Annotated in this window: 9 protein-coding genes and 8 pseudogenes; 13 read left to right on the forward strand and 4 right to left on the reverse strand. The window is 52.9% G+C overall.

What is annotated here, in order from left to right:
* Positions 1-219: 219 nt before the first annotated feature.
* Positions 220-1443 carry an MFS transporter gene (locus JZM30_RS03680; protein ID WP_252317602.1) on the reverse strand — a complete coding sequence of 408 codons (1224 nt, stop codon included), beginning with the start codon at positions 1441-1443 and terminating at the stop codon, positions 220-222.
* Positions 1444-1558: 115 nt separating this feature from the next.
* Between JZM30_RS03680 and JZM30_RS03685 the strand changes: the two genes are divergently transcribed.
* The 7 genes and pseudogenes from JZM30_RS03685 (at position 1559) to JZM30_RS23815 (ending at position 9567) form a co-directional block, all read left to right on the forward strand.
* The gene (locus JZM30_RS03685) at positions 1559-2314 is read left to right on the forward strand and encodes an MBL fold metallo-hydrolase (RefSeq protein WP_252317603.1); all 756 of its coding nucleotides are present in this window, start codon (positions 1559-1561) and stop codon (positions 2312-2314) included.
* A gap of 461 nt (positions 2315-2775) precedes the next feature.
* The gene (locus tag JZM30_RS03690; RefSeq protein ID WP_308167114.1) at positions 2776-4092 is read left to right on the forward strand and encodes an SrfA family protein; all 1317 of its coding nucleotides are present in this window, start codon (positions 2776-2778) and stop codon (positions 4090-4092) included.
* Positions 4093-4096: 4 nt separating this feature from the next.
* A pseudogene (locus tag JZM30_RS03695) lies at positions 4097-7081 on the forward strand (virulence factor SrfB).
* Positions 7078-7410 (forward strand): annotated as a pseudogene (locus tag JZM30_RS23800) (virulence factor SrfC family protein); the annotation flags it as partial. The pseudogenes JZM30_RS03695 and JZM30_RS23800, both read left to right, overlap by 4 nt.
* A complete protein-coding gene (locus JZM30_RS23805) occupies positions 7358-7951 on the forward strand; it encodes a virulence factor SrfC family protein (RefSeq protein WP_308167115.1) in 594 nt (197 codons plus the stop codon). The pseudogene JZM30_RS23800 and the gene JZM30_RS23805, both read left to right, overlap by 53 nt.
* Positions 7891-8523, forward strand: coding sequence for a virulence factor SrfC family protein (locus tag JZM30_RS23810; protein WP_308167116.1), 633 nt, complete (start codon positions 7891-7893; stop codon positions 8521-8523). Before JZM30_RS23805 ends, JZM30_RS23810 begins: the two co-directional genes overlap by 61 nt.
* A gap of 6 nt (positions 8524-8529) precedes the next feature.
* The gene (locus JZM30_RS23815; RefSeq protein WP_308167117.1) at positions 8530-9567 is read left to right on the forward strand and encodes a virulence factor SrfC family protein; all 1038 of its coding nucleotides are present in this window, start codon (positions 8530-8532) and stop codon (positions 9565-9567) included.
* A 50-nt stretch (positions 9568-9617) separates the two neighbouring features.
* Here JZM30_RS23815 and JZM30_RS03705 read toward each other — a convergent pair whose 3' ends face one another.
* Both JZM30_RS03705 and JZM30_RS03710 read right to left on the reverse strand, forming a co-directional pair.
* The gene (locus JZM30_RS03705) at positions 9618-9821 is read right to left on the reverse strand and encodes a hypothetical protein (RefSeq protein WP_252317604.1); all 204 of its coding nucleotides are present in this window, start codon (positions 9819-9821) and stop codon (positions 9618-9620) included.
* Positions 9822-9868: 47 nt separating this feature from the next.
* A pseudogene (locus tag JZM30_RS03710) lies at positions 9869-10432 on the reverse strand (Gfo/Idh/MocA family protein); the annotation flags it as partial.
* Between the two features lie 280 nt (positions 10433-10712).
* On the opposite strand from JZM30_RS03710, the gene JZM30_RS03715 reads away from it, so the two are divergent.
* From JZM30_RS03715 to uspE, 5 genes and pseudogenes are all read left to right on the forward strand, one after another.
* Positions 10713-11363 carry a hypothetical protein gene (locus JZM30_RS03715; RefSeq protein WP_252317605.1) on the forward strand — a complete coding sequence of 217 codons (651 nt, stop codon included), beginning with the start codon at positions 10713-10715 and terminating at the stop codon, positions 11361-11363.
* Between the two features lie 6 nt (positions 11364-11369).
* The gene (locus JZM30_RS03720) at positions 11370-12212 is read left to right on the forward strand and encodes a hypothetical protein (RefSeq protein WP_252317606.1); all 843 of its coding nucleotides are present in this window, start codon (positions 11370-11372) and stop codon (positions 12210-12212) included.
* A gap of 290 nt (positions 12213-12502) precedes the next feature.
* Positions 12503-13047, forward strand: a pseudogene (gene ogt, locus JZM30_RS03725) (methylated-DNA--[protein]-cysteine S-methyltransferase).
* A gap of 172 nt (positions 13048-13219) precedes the next feature.
* Positions 13220-13957 (forward strand): annotated as a pseudogene (gene fnr / locus JZM30_RS03730) (fumarate/nitrate reduction transcriptional regulator Fnr); the annotation flags it as partial.
* Between the two features lie 43 nt (positions 13958-14000).
* Positions 14001-14654: pseudogene (gene uspE / locus JZM30_RS03735) on the forward strand (universal stress protein UspE); the annotation flags it as partial.
* Here uspE and pntA read toward each other — a convergent pair.
* A pseudogene (pntA, locus tag JZM30_RS03740) lies at positions 14643-16120 on the reverse strand (Re/Si-specific NAD(P)(+) transhydrogenase subunit alpha); the annotation flags it as partial. The pseudogenes uspE and pntA overlap by 12 nt on opposite strands.
* Before the next feature lie 532 nt (positions 16121-16652).
* Between pntA and ydgH the strand changes: the two are divergent.
* Positions 16653-17601 (forward strand): annotated as a pseudogene (ydgH, locus tag JZM30_RS03745) (DUF1471 family protein YdgH).
* Positions 17602-17616 lie beyond the last annotated feature (15 nt).

A 17616-nucleotide genomic window follows, 5' to 3' on the forward strand; every position in this document is an offset into this window, starting at 1 on the left:
CTTTATTCTAATAATGATTACGCGGTTGCTATTAAATCATCGCTAAATCGTTGCGATATTTAATCGTTTTATAGCATTTCCAAAGATTAATTACCATTTTTAACCGCCAATAAGTGACATTGTCACCTTGGAAGTTAACCCTATTGCACTAAACGTTTCTGTAAAACAGGCAAAAAAACGGGAGCCACCTGGCCTCCGTTTTTCATTCGATGCTAGGCGCTACAATGCACGCTGTCGCGTTTCCTGCCCTAGCAGCATAATCGCAAAGACAGCAAGCAATATTGCCAGACTAAACAAGGCAAAAATACCACTGATGGGCACGGCGCTTGCGACTAGAGCGCCAACCAATAGCGGGCCAGAAATCCCACCGATACGCCCCACTGCCGCTGCCATTCCTGCACCGGTAGCACGAATCGATGTCGCGTATTGTTCTGGCGTATAGGCATAAAGCGCTCCCCAGGCCCCGAGGTTGAAAAACGACAGCAGCGAGCCGGAGAGCAGCAGTTGTGGGGCACTGGTCGCAACGCCGAAAAAATAGGCGCTGATCAGCGTTCCCAGCAAATAGACCACCAGTACTACCTTTCTCCCTGCACGTTCAATCAACCAGGCAACGGTAAAATAGCCGGGTAACTGTGCCAGCGTCATAACCAGCACATAACCGAAACTTTTCACCATATCAAACCCTTTGAGCATCATCACGCTCGGCAACCACAGGAACATACCGTAATAGGAGAACACCACGCAAAACCAGACAATCCACAGCATCACGCTGGCACGCCGTTGCTCCGGTGCCCAGAGTGCACCAATCTTATAGCGAAAAGCACTTTTTTTCTCTTTCTGGCTCAGTTGCAGATAGTGCGGCGAATCCGGCAAACGAAAGCGCAGGTATAGCGCGTAGAAGGCTGGCAATGCACACAGGATCATCGCACCGCGCCAGCCGACACTCGGCAAGGGGATAAGGAAGTAGGCGATTAACGCGGCCAGCAGCCAGCCGACAGCCCAAAAGCTTTCGAGCAGCACCACGACGCGTCCTCGCACTTCAGGGGGCACACTTTCACTGACCAGCGTAGATGCCACCGGCAGTTCGCCGCCTAATCCCATGCCGATAAAGAAGCGCAACACCAGCAGGCTGACAAATCCCCAGGCAAAGGCGCTTAACCCGCTGGCGATGCTGAACATCAACAACGTGATCATAAAGGCAGATTTGCGCCCTTTACGATCGGCATAAAGTCCGAAAACAAACGCGCCAACCGCCATACCAATGGAATTGACACTGCCGATCAACCCTAGCTGCGCGGCGGAGAGCCCCCACTCCAGTTTCAGCGCCGCCAGAACAAAAGATAATAGCCCGACATCCATGGCATCAAACAGCCAGCCGGTGCCACAAATGAGCAATAACTTATTACTGGATAACGCACCCTGTATTACCTGAGATAAAATCATGATATTGTTATGTCATCGTCAATCACGGTTTGTTTAGCATACTAAACACGCATGACGCTGTCATGTGGCTTTTTTACTCAGACAGCACAATTTCACCTTAAGGAGGAGTGATACCATGACCGAAAAGGCGATATCGAACACCACGCCTCCCCACTATTATACGGCTGACCAGCGTTTTCACAACGTGCGGCCCAGCGTATACCTGCACATGGGTTGGCGTGAACGGCTTTCGGTACTCCGGCGCCTGTTGTTTACTGCACGATCCCGTATGCCGGAACAGCGGTTGCCAGAAGTTACGCCGAATTGGCGGGAGTTTCTCAAACCTGATAATAAAACCCGCATCATCTGGTTTGGTCACTCCAGTCTGTTACTGAACATGGATGGCGTTACCGTACTGATCGACCCGGTGTTTTCTGCATCAGCAGCCCCCTTTCCTTTTCGCATCAAACGCTTTCAACCGCCGGTGGTCCCGATGGAAGCGTTGCCCGCTATCGATGTGATCGTGCTTTCACACAACCATTACGATCATCTGGACCGCGTAACCATCGATTTTTTCCGCGATAAGAAAACCCATTTTGTTACTCCGCTTGGCATGGGAAAGACACTGCAAAAATGGGGGATTGGCGCAGAGCGCATTACCGAACGGGATTGGTATGAGGAATGCGCGTGTAAGACACTGAGATTAACTGCGACGCCAGCGCGTAATGCCTCCGGTCGCACCCCCTTCGATCATAACCGCACGCTCTGGTGCTCCTGGGTGCTACAAAGCCCGCATGAAACGCTGTATTACAGTGGAGACTCCGCCTACGATGACCAACCCTGCAAGCTGGTACTCGATCTGGCACCGCGCACCTTTGTTCCTATTCACTAGGGCATGTTTACGCTGTCACTGCATCACTGGACAGAACCCGTCGTTGGCCGCTCAGAAAGGCGTTCAGGTGCTTTGCCCACGTCTGGGTGAAGTGGTGGACAGTCATTCATTATCCACCCCACCGTTATGGTGGATGCCCTTTGTGCCCGAAAGACGTTAATTTCCCTCCCACCCGCATCACAAGGCGCGGCATACTCGGAAAAGACAGCCCATAGAAAAAAACTGCCCATACGCGACGCTAAACCCAAGAAACGGCGTTGATAGGTCAAATATTTAGTGGTTTTGTCGTTTCTTTATCCGTTTGACATTGCCATTTCCGGTTTAAAGTACATTTTATAGTAAACTGATTTGATTTCAGATTTTAACCTTCCATTTAATAAGGTCTCTTTCTTGGCAAAATCATTACTACGCAGCGGAAGTTTGGCCGATTTTTTTTTGCGCTGGGCGAAAATGGGCAACCGGTGTATGCATCGGCTCTTCAGTTGCGAGAAACTCTGCGTTTACGGCGACAACAAACTATCGCTGACTGTCTGGCCATTCCGCAACCGAATGAAACGGGCAATCGTCTTGACTGGTACGCTCCCGGCGAAGGAAAAGTCACCTCATGGATGGCCGCTGGCGAAGCGGAACTGGAGGCCGCGCTGGAGCAGTTGCAAACCTGCCTGACCACCGTTGCAGCATTAAGTGAACGTGCGTTGGCATCAGACAGTGCGGCGCAGCAACGATTTGGTGCCCTGCTCGCCAAGGCGTTCCAATTCCCCGCCGCAAATTACGTTTATCTGGTCGGTGGCCGCCCCGTCATCACCTTTTGGGGTTTTATTAATCTTGACCAAAAACCTCGAACCGACGCCTTAGAGTGCCTGCGCGAAGCCTTACCGGTCATCACGGCACAACCGCTGGTCGATCCGATTGCGGCGCCCATTCCACAACCCAACGCTGCCGCCGTCTATGCAGAAACGGCGTCGTTACCGGTTGAGCCAAAAAACGAGCCCGAAGAAGCACCCAAGGTGGCGATTCCTGCCATGCCACCGACGGCATCAAGGAAATCTGCATTGCGTCGCTGGTGGTGGGTTGCACCGGGAGTGGCACTCGCGGGTGCTCTGGTGTGGCAATTCCGCGCTGGCGTGCCTGGTAAACAGATAACCTCAGAACCGGCGGTTGCGCATACACCGGAAAAACGTGTGCTGCCTGCCACAGACAAAACCAAGGAAGCTGAAGTCATCGCACAAAATGCCACACAGATAGCACCACCGCCTGTTGCTGCTGAAACACCGCCAGAAGCCGAAAAAGCGCCCGCTGTTGCACATCCAGAAGCAGCGCCGGTGGTGGCACAGAAACACGCCCCGGCCCCGCCACCGGTTGAAACGGTGGTTGCAGAAACCAAACCGGTAGACAAAAATGCACTGGTGATGCCGATATTATCGGTCAAGCTGGGAAAAACCGATTTCTTGAACGGCATCTGGCGCATGACGGCCGATATCAAAACCACCACCATTGGCAAACCGACCAGCCTGAGTTATCAACTCAAATATGGTCAGGGTACGGTGCGCCTCACTCACGGTGAAGGTGTCACTTGCCGCGCCAACGTCACTGCCGGATTGATGCAATCGGGCAACCTGATTATCAACAGCCGGGTGAAAGCGCGCTGTAGCGATGGGTCACGCTATCAAATGCCAGAAATTGTTTGTTCTCAGGGGGCCAACGGCCCAGCTGAGTGCTCAGGCCGTTATGACGACGACAACCTGATCCCTTTGACTTTCAAGCGTGAGAGCGAATAACCCTATGCTGGCCACGATTACGGACTATAAACAAAAGATCACGCTCATCCAGGACAGCGGTCTGCAATTTCTGGATTTTGCGCTTAAACCCGCTATCGATGCGCAAGGCCCGGGCAAGTTCGTCCGCAAGACGGCAAACGGCCCGCTGCTACGCCTGATCCTCAATGAGGAGAACGGCAAATATCTCCTGCCTGCGCCGCTGGGATCAGTGCCAGAAGTGGTACGCCCCGAATCTAGCTTCTCGCTAGGCCAATCGCTGCCGCTACTGAGTAATGTCTGGCTGCCGCTCCCGTTTATGCGCTTCAACCCACCGCGTACCTTTATTGGTGGCCCGGATAACTGGGCATGCATGAAGGTCGTGACCCTGCCAAGACCGGATCAGGATGGCAATACTCACCGTATCTGCATAGTTTTCGATACCAAAGTCTATCCTGACGGCGATGAGAACGAGCTGCTCGCCACGACCGAAAGCGACATTACTGCCGGTTTGAAGTTTACGCTGGCATATCACAGTGAAGAGTTGGGGGGGAGTTTCTCGATTTAACCTGGGTCGATGGCTGGCTGCGCGAAGTCTTTACTCACCATGCTACTGAGCGTGAACAGCGCAGTGAAGCGGACCAACGCACCGCATTGCGTGGTTTTGAGTATCAGGCGCACTACCTGAACCTGCTGGATATGCTTGGCAAACAATTGCGGATCCCAGAAATCACCCTGGTTGCAGGCACACGGCAAGAGCCGTATATCGCTGTTGACCTGATTCTGGATGTGGGCAATTCGCACACCTGCGGCATTCTGGTCGAAGACCATCCTGAGGCGCATAACGGGCTAAGCCAGAGTTATGAGTTGCAATTGCGCGATCTGGAACAACCGCATCAGATCTACAATGAGATGTTTGAAAGCCGCATCGAATTTGCGCACACGCAGTTTGGCAAGCCCAATTTCTCCTTGGAAAGTGGCCGCGAAGACGCCTTTCTCTGGCCTTCCATCGTGCGCGTTGGCCGAGAAGCCAGCCGTATGGCGCTGGCGCGACTCGGCACCGAAGGTGCCAGCTGGCTCTCCAGCCCACGCCGCTATCTGTGGGATGAAGAGAGCTACACCCCCGGCTGGCGATTCAGCAAAACCGTCGGCAACGCCGCGCTGAAGCCGCACGCCATCGCCGCACCGTTCACACATTTGATCAATGACGAAGGCCAGCCGCTTTTTACTGTGCCGTTCGACGATCGTCTTCCGGTATTTTCCGCACAATATAGCCGCAGCTCGCTGATGACGCTGATGCTGTGTGAACTGCTGGCACAGTCGTTGAGCCAGATGAACAGTGCGGCACAGCGCGCCAAAATGATGAATGACAGCGCACCGCGCCGCCTGCGTAACATCATTCTGACGCTGCCCTACGCCATGCCAAAACCTGAGCGCGAGATTTTCCGACGTCGCATGCAAGAAGCCATTGGTCTGGAAAGCGATGGGATGGCACCCGGCGGATGATGGCTTCAATACGGAACAAGAGAAAGCGGCCAGTCGTTTCCCCGTGCCTGACGTGCAAATGGAGTGGGATGAAGCCACTTGCGGCCAGATGGTCTATCTCTACAACGAAAGTCAGGTCAATTTTGGTGGCAACACCAAAGCCTTTTTCGCGAGCCAGGCGCGGCCAGACCGGGTGCACGATGCCGATGAACAGCCGGGACAAACTCTGCGCGTTGCATCGATTGATATCGGCGGTGGTACCACCGATCTCGCGATAACGCAGTATACGCTGGATGACAGTATCGGCAGTAACGTCAAAATCAGCCCATTGCTGATGTTCCGCGAAGGTTTCAAAGTGGCGGGCGACGATATCTTGCTGGATATGATCCAGCTCTACGTGCTGCCTGCACTGCATGCGTTACTGAAAAAAGCCGGGATCGCCACGCCGGACAGCCTGATGGACAAGCTGTTTGGCAACGTGGGCAGAATGGATGGTCAATCAACCATGCGTCAGCAGTCCACCTTGCAAATCCTGATGCCGATTGGGCGTGCGATCCTCGAAGCCTATGAAGGATTCGATCCGCTCGACATGAGCGCCGAACTGGAAGCCAGCTTTGGTGAGCTGCTGCCACAGCGTCCGACCGGCAAGGTACTGGACTATTTGAACGGCGAAATCCAGCGTGAACAACCGGCGGATGCTGTCGCGTTTGATATCCTGCACACGCCGCTTATCGTTCGGCTAAGCAAGTTGTACGGCGAGTTCTTATCCAACCGCATCAGTATCACGCAAAATTTGCGTTCATTGTGCGAGGTGGTGGCACTCTATGATTGCGATGTGTTGCTGCTTACCGGTCGCCCGGCGCGTTTTCCCGGCATACAGGCACTGTTCCGTTACCTTCAGCCGTTGCCCATCAGCCGTATTGTGTCACTGGATGGCTACCACACCAGCGATTGGTATCCGTTCAATAAATTCGGCCGTATCGAGAACCAGAAATCCACCGCGGCAGTCGGCGCCATGCTGTGCCTGTTGGCTCTGGACCTGCGCCTGCCGGGCTTTTATTTCAAAGCGGGGGATTTTGAACCCTACTCCACTATCCGCTATTTCGGCATGATCGATGCCAACCAACAGTTAACGCAGGATAACCTTTATTACTGCGATATCGATCTGGATGCCGCCGATTTTGAATTGGATAAACGCGGCTACTTCTCGGTGCGCGGCGGTATTGGGCTTGGTTTCCGTCAGTTGGATAACGAGCGCTGGCCCGCTACGCCGCTTTACACGCTGACCATTATCGATCAACCACTGGCCCGCAAGCTTGCGGGTGACAGCGTATTGCATCTGCGTTTGGCGGTCGCGCGCGAGGCGGGGCAACCTACGCCAGAACGTTTCGAAATCGCCGACGCCACGCTACAAGATGGCAGCAAGGTTCCACTTCACTACCTGCGGCTGCGGCTTAACACGCTGGCTGACAGCGCTTCCGGCGCAACACACTACTGGATCGACAGCGGGAGCGTATTCAGCAAATGAGAGCACTGACGCCAAAACAACTTTCGACCCGGTTAACCACGCAGTTGACTGCCGCATCAGAAGGTATCGAGCAAGCCATTGAGTGGGTAGAGACCAACCGCCCCCGCTCACCGCGTTTGGAGATGGAAGCCGATACGCTAACCATCAAACTACGCCGTCATCGTAACAAGGCACAACGGCTGGCAGACAGCGCCGGAAAAGAGATGGCCATCGGGCTGTTCGGTCAGGCACAGGAAGGCAAAACCTACCTGATTTCCGCATTAGCCGCAGGCGAAAATGGTCGATTGGAGAGCGATCTCGGCGGCCATACCCTGGACTATCAGGCGCATATTAATCCTGAAAACCAACTCGCCGGACTGGGTAACCCACTTTACCCGTCAGCCAGGCGTGAAAAACGCTACCTATCCGGTTCAATTACTGTTGTTAAGCGAAGCGGACATCGTCAATATTCTGGCACAAGCGTATTTGTCCACGACCGTTGCACCTCCGTCTCCCCGTGGTTTGGCCGAAGACGAACAGCAACTCGTCGAGCAGATGGCGCTACTGGCGATGCATCGTCAGCCCGGGACAATCCCGGGATTCAGCAGTGATGAAGTCATTGCCCTGTGGGACAGCCTGGCGCGTCACGATGGCAAACGGCAAAAATGGCTTGAGACCCACTTCTGGCCAGCCGCTATCGCCCTTACCCCAGCGTTGACTATTGACGATCGGGCGCGGTTATTCTCAGTGTTGTGGCAAGGAAAAGAAGAGTACACGGCGACCTATCGCCAGTTTGCGCATACGCTACAACGCCTGAATTACAGCTATAAATGCTGGCACCGCTCAGCGTACTGGTCGATGACGTCTTGCTGCCTACCGATGGCATCATGAACCTGTCAACCGTCGCCTACCTCAATACCTCGTCCGATCCCAGCGTGCATGTGCGCCCAGTCATCAATAATCTGGCCAGCAAACCGGTTGAGCTTTCTCTGGCGGAGCTGGCTTTCCTCGCCATTGAACCGGTGGTGACGCTACAGTCAACGACGCGTGAGTCGCTGTTTGAGCAAGTCGACCTGCTTGATATTACAGGTTTCAATCCGCTCAGCAACGTACACGCCGCTTCCAGTAGCGATCGCGAGCACGGCGCAGTGCAACGTTATCCGGTGCTGATAAAAAACCTGCTGCAAGCCAAGGCCAGCTATTTACTGGAACGGTACACCGAGCAGCACGCCATCAATCTGTTGATGATCTGCACGGCGGTAGATCGGTGCGCTGATGTCAAAGCAGTCGGTAAAGCGCTCGACTACTGGGTGAAACAGACGCAGGGGGAAACCGCACAGCAGCGTAGCCAGCATAAACCCGGCTTGATTTGGGCGGTAACAAAATTCGATCAGAGCGTCATACACAACACCCACTACGATGAAGGCGTTCAACGTTACGTGGGTAATCCGGGAGAATCCTAGGGAACCATGCTGGCAACGGACGAACGCGGTGTAAAACGCATGGCGAACTGGCTGAATACCGAAGTCAAACGGGAAAACAAGCTGGCGCGACTGTCAGAACAATTGCATGACATGCAAAATGAACTGTTCGAGCACATCCTCGGCGGCTGGTATCAGTCTAACAGTGAAATTTCGGCGATGAGAAAGCAGAAAGTGGCCGAATCCGTGTTGAAATCACTCCAGACGCGACCGGGCGTACACGGCGAATTGCTGGAGCGCATGTTGCCGACGCGGGATGAGTTGCGCCGTCTTTATCAACAGCAGCGTCAATCCGGCGTTAGCCATGTCACCCATCCGGCCCTGGATAACATTAGTGCCATGACCAACGCCGATCCTTTTGGCATCGGTGTGGATATCGATTTATTCAGCGACACACCGCTGGATGTGACACAGACTGATGAGTCCCAAGCCCTGAGCGATGTGGATACCAATGCGGCCTTTGCCAGTCAGGTCTTGCGCTTTTGGATAAACCATATGCGCAACCTGCCAGATAACGCACCGCTGGTTGAATTGCTCGGGTTGAGTAAACCGACGCTGGAAATGCTGATGGAAGAAGTCATCACCGCCGGCCTGCGTCAAGGCATCAATAAGGCGCTACACGCGACGCTGAACCAGGACGATCACCCCAGCGCCTACACGGACAATGAGATCGACAGTCAGGTTTCTCGCGCCCTGACGGTACTCGGCGATTATATCGCCTGGTTAGGCTTCCAGAACATGCCCGAGGAACAGCGCCCGGAAAGCCGCATCAACCGTGGACGAAAAATCTTCGCCAAGCCGGAAAAACAGGCTGTCAGTTGGGGTAGCGCCAAGCGATTGACCAAGTTATCGCTCACGCCGACCAACAATACGGCATTTTACGTGTATGACTGGCTGGTTGGGCTCAATACCCTGATTCTGCAAAATGCCGGGCATTCAGCCGGTGGCGAACTGGATGCTGAACAGCGCAAACAGTTGGGTGCCATTTTGCAAATTTTCAAGCCCACCCCCTCTGGCGCAAAATAAGTGCCCCGCCCCTGCTGAATGCAGTGGCAAAACTTCCAACATCAGGCCGTTCACGGGTAGCTTTCAGTATTGGTCGCGTTCATCTCCAGTGTGGCGAGTAATGATGAGTACGGGTTATCAATGATGTAATCGCGCAATCGTGCCAGACTGACATCGTAATAAGACACGCAGCACAGGGCGTAGTACAAATCTTTCTCATCTGCCATCGCTGCGACATAGCGCTCAACGGTACGCTTGATATCTGATAACGTCATTTCGAGAGCCGACGTTGATGCCTGCGTGGTTTTTGCTTGTTCCAGAGCACCAACAACCAGCCACTGTTGCGTTTGTCACGGTGCCAACGACGGAAATAGTCGGCACCGTGCTGCGTATTCAGCAGCCATTCAAAGTGCACCGAGAACACATCGCCTATCACACCGGAAGCGATCAGCTCACGAATCTTGCTGTGGTGCGGGGCGTAGCGATAGTTGAAGGTGACGCGCAGTTTACGTCCGGTACGGGCGATATCGTTGATGATGGCCTGACATTTCTCTTCGTCGATCGTCATCGGTTTTTCACTGATCACATCGCAGCCCAATTCCATAGCCCGAATAATATAGTGGTGATGGGTACGATCGATGGACGTCACGATCACAATGTCGGGTTTGCACTCGGCGATCATGGTCTCAAACTGGTCAGCGCTGAAACACGGCACTCGCGCATGTCCCCACTCGCCAATCATTTTATTGGCATACTGCATGCGCGTCTGGTTGGTGTCGCAAAAGGCGACAAAAGTGCTGGTTTGTTGGTAATCCCTGGCGATTGAGGTTAAATAATAGAGGCCGGCACGCCCTCCTGTGCCGACAACGGCATATTTTTTCTTCATTCGTGTAATCCTTCTTTTTTGACGTTAACGCAATGTATCGTCGCCATTTTTCGAGCACGTTAACCAATATCGCGTGCGCTCATTGACAACGCTTGATGACTCTTTGCTATGCTGGCGTGATGCATCACAACCACAGCGCTGTAACCTGATGAATGTGCCCCCCCCCCCCCCCCCCCCCCCTTTACGCTTGCTGTAGGTCAATACGCCATTTATTTGGCACTGGCCGCATTTTCTCAAGATAATTGACCTCATTGCGCGTTATCGCTTCAACGGGCTGATCGTGCATCAACAAAATATCCTGGCGTTACTGGCGCGCCCGCCGGCGTATAACAAAAACCCCGGGGTTGAAAATCTGCACCACGAACGCGAAAGTACCTTGAGCTACCTGCAACGGGTGTCACACCACTGCCAATCGCGCCATATTCAACTGTGGATCCAGGGTGAAGCCTTTCCCGGCGACGCAAAGATCAAGCAAAAATTTCCTGAATTCTTTCTGGACGATGACACCGTCGCTAATAACACCTCGTTTCTGACACGTTTTTACAGTGAAACCATAGACGAGATGCTGGCGGCCCTCCCGGACATCAGTGGACTGATTTTGAGCCTGCAAACCCCGACGTTTCATCCCGAACAGTGGAAACAGAGCATGAAAGTGCCGCACAGCATTTTGCGCCTGCACGGCAAAAAACTGGTGCTGCGTGATTACCTTGATGACAGTTGGCCGCGTCGCCAGTTGCACAACATGCTGAACAGCCTGCCGGACGATGTGCGCGTCTCGATGAAGGCCACGGCGATGGATTACCGCCCCGGATTTGCCAATAACCCAGAATTGACGTCTTTTCCCGGCAATAAAAAATGGATCGAATTCGATTTGTGGGGCATCGACTATGGCTGGACGCTGCTGCCCTGCATGCTGGTGGACGAAATTTAGGGGCGCTTGAGCTGGGCGCATGCCGTGGCCGGGGATGAGCTGGAAGCCATCAGCGCCCGCATTAGCTGGGAGTGGATCAGCAACAGTTCGCTGCTGGAATCGATTAATGAAATCCACCTGTATGGACTGGCGCAGTTGATCAACCATTTCGAGCTGGGTGAGCTTCATGCCGCCGCCCTGTTTCAACGCTGGTTGCAGGACAATCATGCTGTCAATGCCACCGCCGTTACCAGCAATGCCGCAGGCAAACGACTTGATAGCGTGCAATCGCTGTTTTTCAACAGCTATGACTGGATGTGTAAGACACCGTATTTCCTTGGACGCTTGTTGCACCGCCATAGTCAATTACCCCACACCCTGGAACAGGCCATTCCGTTAGTGCATGCAGAAACCCGAAGCGCCAACTGGACTCACGCTTTTCAACCGCTATTCCCAACGGACGACCGTGAGTTGGGAAGCCATCAACATGAACTGGTGACCCTTGAACGCCAGCAATCTCATTTCTTTGCCCATCACCTGCGTCAATCCGCCCGTGAAATTCACCATGTCAGGCTGTTGCCTGAGCCGCTCTCCGCACGGTTGGCCGCCAGTTGGGATTGCGCCTGGTGGTATACCGAACTGTACGACCACGCAAAACAACTGGTTGCCGACGCGCTCTTTACCCTGAGTTACGGTGGTACCGTCGCCGCCCGAGAACAACACTGCAATGACGCCCAGGTATTTGCTGAAAAATTACATCACTGGCTGGCACAGCATCAGTACGACTATCCGCACTTTCTGCCCATGCTGATGGCACCTGAGCGTTTGCACCAACTTGCCGAATCTTGCCGCCATCCCGCATCTGATTGAATGACAGTTGCAGTGAATGGGTGTCAGCATAAGCGTTGCACCGATCAGGTGAAACGCTGTTTTGAAAGGGAAATTCAGCGAGAAGAGAATATGTCACCGAGTTGTGAGAGTTATCGCAAATGCCTCGGTTTATAGGTGACCCACATCACATTTTCGTGACATTAAAACGTGACGTTATTCACTCTTTCCGCCGTTTTGCGTGATGACGATCTCAATTTATTTTCATTCATCCAGGGTGTCGGCAATAATGGTGGCAACAACTGGATATACCGCATCGAGGGAGCTGAATCATGCCACAACGCTTTTTATTGGATACCTTATCCACACCGCTCGGGGATTTATTGATTATCGCCGATGAACAACAACGATTACGCGCCGTGGAGTGGAAAGAATATGAAGAGGGATTATATCGTCTGCTGGCTCGGCATTATAAAAATGATCCTTTCGAGTTAACAGAAGCTGTCGACCCTGGCGGATTAACCCAGGCACTGGCGCGTTATTTTGCCGGGGACTTGCAGGCGATCGATACGCTTGCGGTTGCCAGCCTCGGTACACCGTTTCAACAGCGGGTATGGCAGGAACTGCGTAAAATTCCCCGTGGCACTACCATTACCTACGGTGAGCTGACTGTCCGCCTCGGCTCACCCACGGCATCCCGCGCGGTCGGTATGGCGAACGGCAGCAACCCTGTCAGTATCGTCGTTCCTTGCCACCGCGTTATTGGTGCCAACGGAGCATTGACCGGCTATGCCGGCGGTGTGCAACGTAAAGCATGGCACTGGCACATGAAGGGGCGATTGCACGTCAGGGTACGCTATCGTTATATAATTTATGATATATCGAAAATTCATTGAATAATGCGTAAAAAGGTGTGACTGCTATCGTTTTTCTTTTAATGGCACTCTATGTCCTCTATTTATTCGTTTGATATACGAATGACGACACTTACCATCACCGATAAAAGCTGTTAAAATTGACCGACATCAATTATCGACTTAGCAAAGTCTATGATCCCGGAAAAGCGAATTATTCGGCGCATTCAGTCTGGTGGTTGTGCAATCCATTGCCAGGATTGCAGCATCAGCCAGCTGTGCATTCCTTTTACATTAAATGAACATGAGCTCGATAATATCATTGAAAGGAAGAAGTCGATCCAAAAGGGACAAGCACTGTTCAAAGCCGGTGATGAACTGAAATCACTCTATGCGATCCGCTCCGGAACCATTAAAAGTTACACCATCACCGAACAGGGTGACGAACAGATTACCGGTTTCCATTTGGCGGGCGATCTGGTCGGTTTCGATGCCATTGGTAACGCCCAGCATCCCAGCTTTGCGCAGGCGTTGGAAACCTCGATGGTGTGTGAAATCCCCTTCGAGACGCTGGACGACCTTTCTGGCAAAATGCCGAATTTGCGCCAGCAGATGATGCGTCTGATGAGCGGCGAAATTCGTAGCGATCAAGACATGATACTGCTGCTGTCGAAGAAGAACGCCGAAGAGCGTCTTGCCGCGTTTATCTACAAACTGTCGCGCCGTTTCGCCCAGCGCGGTTTCTCGCCGCGTGAGTTCCGACTGACCATGACGCGCTGTGATATCGGTAACTACTTAGGGCTTACCGTTGAAACCATCAGCCGTTTGCTTGGCCGCTTCCAGAAAGGCGGTATTTTAGCCGTGAAAGGAAAATATATCACCATCGAGAATATTGACGCCCTGTCAGAACTGGCCGGAACCGCACATGAGGTACTCTTAATTACCGGCTGTAAGGTGACAGCTGTTAGGAGGACCTATGGCAACATATCAGAACTTACTGGTAGCTATTGACCCGAATCAGGATGACCAACCCGCGCTGCGACGTGCAGTCTACCTGGTTCAGCGGTTAGGCGGTCGTATCAAGGCGTTCCTGCCGATTTATGATTTCTCTTACGAAATGACCACCTTGCTCTCGCCTGACGAACGCACGGAAATGCGCCAGGGTGTCATTGAACAGCGGAAAGCATGGATTGCAGAACAGTGCGCCTACTACATTGAAGCCGGTATCCCTATCGATATCAAAGTGGTATGGCACAATAAACCCTATGTCGCCATTATTCAGGAAGTGATCGCCCACCAGCACGACAGGCTGGAGGCCGTGATTTTTACCCCTCTGGATTGGCAATTGCTGCGTAAATGCCCCTGCCCGATGTGGATGGTGAAAGACCAACCCTGACCCGAGAATGGCCGTGCGCTGGTCGCTGTCAACCTTGCCAGTGAAGATCCTTATCACGATCCGCTTAACATCAAGCTGGTGCCTGAAACGCTGGCACTCGCCAAGCAGGTCGATCAAACCGAAGTGCATCTGGTCGGCGCCTATCCGGTTACCCCCATCAATATTGCTATTGAACTGCCGGATTTCGATCCCGGAGTCTATAACGACGCGATTCGTGGCCAGCACTTGGATGCTGGCGATCAGTACGGCAATGAAGGAGAAGAACGACACCCATCCACCATGACCGATCTGCAACAGCGCCCCCACCACAATAATGCCCGAAATCGCATTGGTAACGGACATCAGGGCGGCGTATGCAACGCATGACTGACGTTCAACACCACGTAGTAGCCCACTACACACGACAACGCAAACACGGTGAAATGCGATAAAAACTCTTTCGGAACCACGTTGGCCAGCCAGCCGAACAACAAAATAGCCAGGGCCATAAACGCGTATTTTTTCCACGGTGAAGCCGGTGTAGCTTCTACTTTTGGCGCAGCAGCGGCCGCCTTGGCCTGTTGCGGTTGAGCAGAAACCTGAATCGGCGGTGCCGGCCAGGTGACATCCCCTTCTTTCACCACGGTAACGCCATGGATCACCACGTCATCGAAATCAACGGTGATGGTGCCGTCTTTCTCTTTGCACAACAGTTTCAACAAGTTAACCAGGTTAGTGGCATACAGCTGTGAAGATTGTGTCGGTAAACGGCTCGGTAAATCAGTGTAACCGATAATTTTCACACCGTTCTCAGTGACAGTCACCTGATCGGCAACAGTGAGTTCACAGTTGCCACCGGTTTGTGCCGCCAGATCGACAATTACGCTGCCCGACTTCATACTGAGCACCATATCTTTGGTGATAAGGCGCGGTGCCGGTTTGCCGGGGATCAAGGCGGTAGTCACAATAATGTCGACGTCTTTCGCCTGCGCTGCGAACAGTTCCATTTCTACTTTGATAAAGGCTTCGGACATCACTTTGGCATAGCCGTCACCGCTGCCCGCTTCTTCTTCAAAATCCAGCTCAAGGAATTCGGCGCCCATACTCTGCACCTGTTCCTTAACATCCGGGCGGATGTCGAACGCACGCACAATCGCGCCCAGGCTGCCTGATGCACCGACAGCGGCCAGTCCGGCAACGCCCGCACCGATCACAATCACTTTGGCTGGCGGTACTTTACCGGCAGCGGTAATCTGACCGGTGAAGAAGCGGCCAAACTCATGGGCGGCTTCCACAATGGCGCGGTAACCGGCAATATTGGCCATGGAACTCAAGGCATCCAATGATTGCGCACGAGAAATACGCGGCACGGAATCCATTGCCATCACGGTGATCTGACGCTCTGCCAGTTTTTCCAGCAATGCCGGATTCTGAGCGGGCCAAATAAAGCTCACCAGCGTGCTGCCTGCACGCAACAACGCCGTTCCATCCTCCAACGGCGCGTTAATTTTGAAAATGATATCGGATTGCCAGACATCCGCCGGTTCCGCAATCGCTGCGCCCGCAGCGGCATAAGCGGCATCGTCGAAACTGACCAATTTGCCCGCGTCACGTTCTACTGAGACCTCGAAGTCGAGTTTCAGCAACTGTTCCACCGTTTTCGGCGTTGCTGCGACACGCGCTTCATTGGCCAACCGTTCTTTTGGTATACCAATACGCATACTGATTCCCTATCGCTATCGCTTATTTATACGAAGTTTTTATTGTCACCCCACCTGATAACTCGATTGCCCGGCAATGCTTGCGCAACGTTCTGTTATCAACAATCACAAGGCAATGACATATAACCTACTGAAAATGTGATCGATAATCCATATATAAAATCACTTTCCTGCAAATGCTTAGCAAACTTCGGCGAATAACTCGAATTCAGGAGAAAAGCCGCCGCTATCTACCTAGTTTTTATCATTATCTTCCAAAACGTATTTAGCGGTAATTCACAAAACTCGCTTGTTACAAGGTTGTTATTACTGACAATCCTTATAAATCTCACTTATCGCACGCAAATTATCATTAATGGGTATTATTCCCTTTTTTGTGCCGCGAATACTTCACCCCCTGACGATACGCTGCCGCCAGACAAAATGCTGAGGCGAACGCGCTGATTACGTGCCGTAATCGGCACCACGTTGTGTCATCAGGTGATGACGTTTTTTGTCGCAACCTTCCATACGTCAGGCGAAAGGATTTTTTATGAAGCTGAAGACCTGCGTTATCGCGTCTACCCTCCTCTCTCTCGGTTTTTTCTGCCCACGCGGCACAGTAATTGACACCCGAGCAGGATGCTGCGGTAAAACCGTTCAATCGAATTTCTTTTAGTGGCCGTTTTGACGCCATTTTTGACGCGGTGGCTGAAGCGTCAAAACGTGCCGACAAAGCCGGAGCTGATGCGTTTTACATTCAGGCGATCAACGAACAAAACCGAGGCAACAGTCAGACGGTTTATGTCGACCTGTACCATAAAGAGGCACCGAAAGCGGATGCTACCCCGGTACAGCGCACCTTTGATGGCATTCGCGAACTGCCACAATATGATGCTTACCATCTGGAGACGTTTGATACCGTATCGGTCAGCGGGTATTTCTCTACCCAGCCTGACATCAATGCTGCCATCGCCAAAGCCGCTAAAGAAAAGAATGCCGCCTCCTTCTTTATCGTGCGCCAGGTCGATATCAACAGCACTGGCACTAACCAGAAAATCACCGCTTATGTCTATAAAGCCGATGCGCCGAAACGTGTGGTGCAGAGCACTGATGTGATCCCCGCTGACTCTGACGCGGGCCGCGCAGCCCTAGCCGCAGGTGGTGAAGCGGCGGCTAAAGTGGAAATCCCCGGCGTTGCCATGCCTGGCAGCCCGAGCCGTAACGTGGGTAATTTCCACGAAACGCAGACATCTAAAGGTGGGCGCTATACGGTGAATTTGGCCGATGGCAAAAGTATTCAGGAATTAAACAAGGCCACCGCAGCACAGATGACCCCCTTCGACTCCATCACCTTCCGTGGCAACTTCAACGGAACGACAGATGTGTCAGAAGCCGTGGCAAAACGTGCCGCCGACAAGGGTGCCAAGTACTACCACATTACCAAGCAGTGGTTTAACAAAGGCAGCAATATGACCATCAGCGCGGATCTGTATAAATAACCGCGTGTTGTAATT

Source organism: Candidatus Symbiopectobacterium endolongispinus (assembly GCF_018777385.1).
Lineage (GTDB): Bacteria > Pseudomonadota > Gammaproteobacteria > Enterobacterales > Enterobacteriaceae > Symbiopectobacterium > Symbiopectobacterium endolongispinus.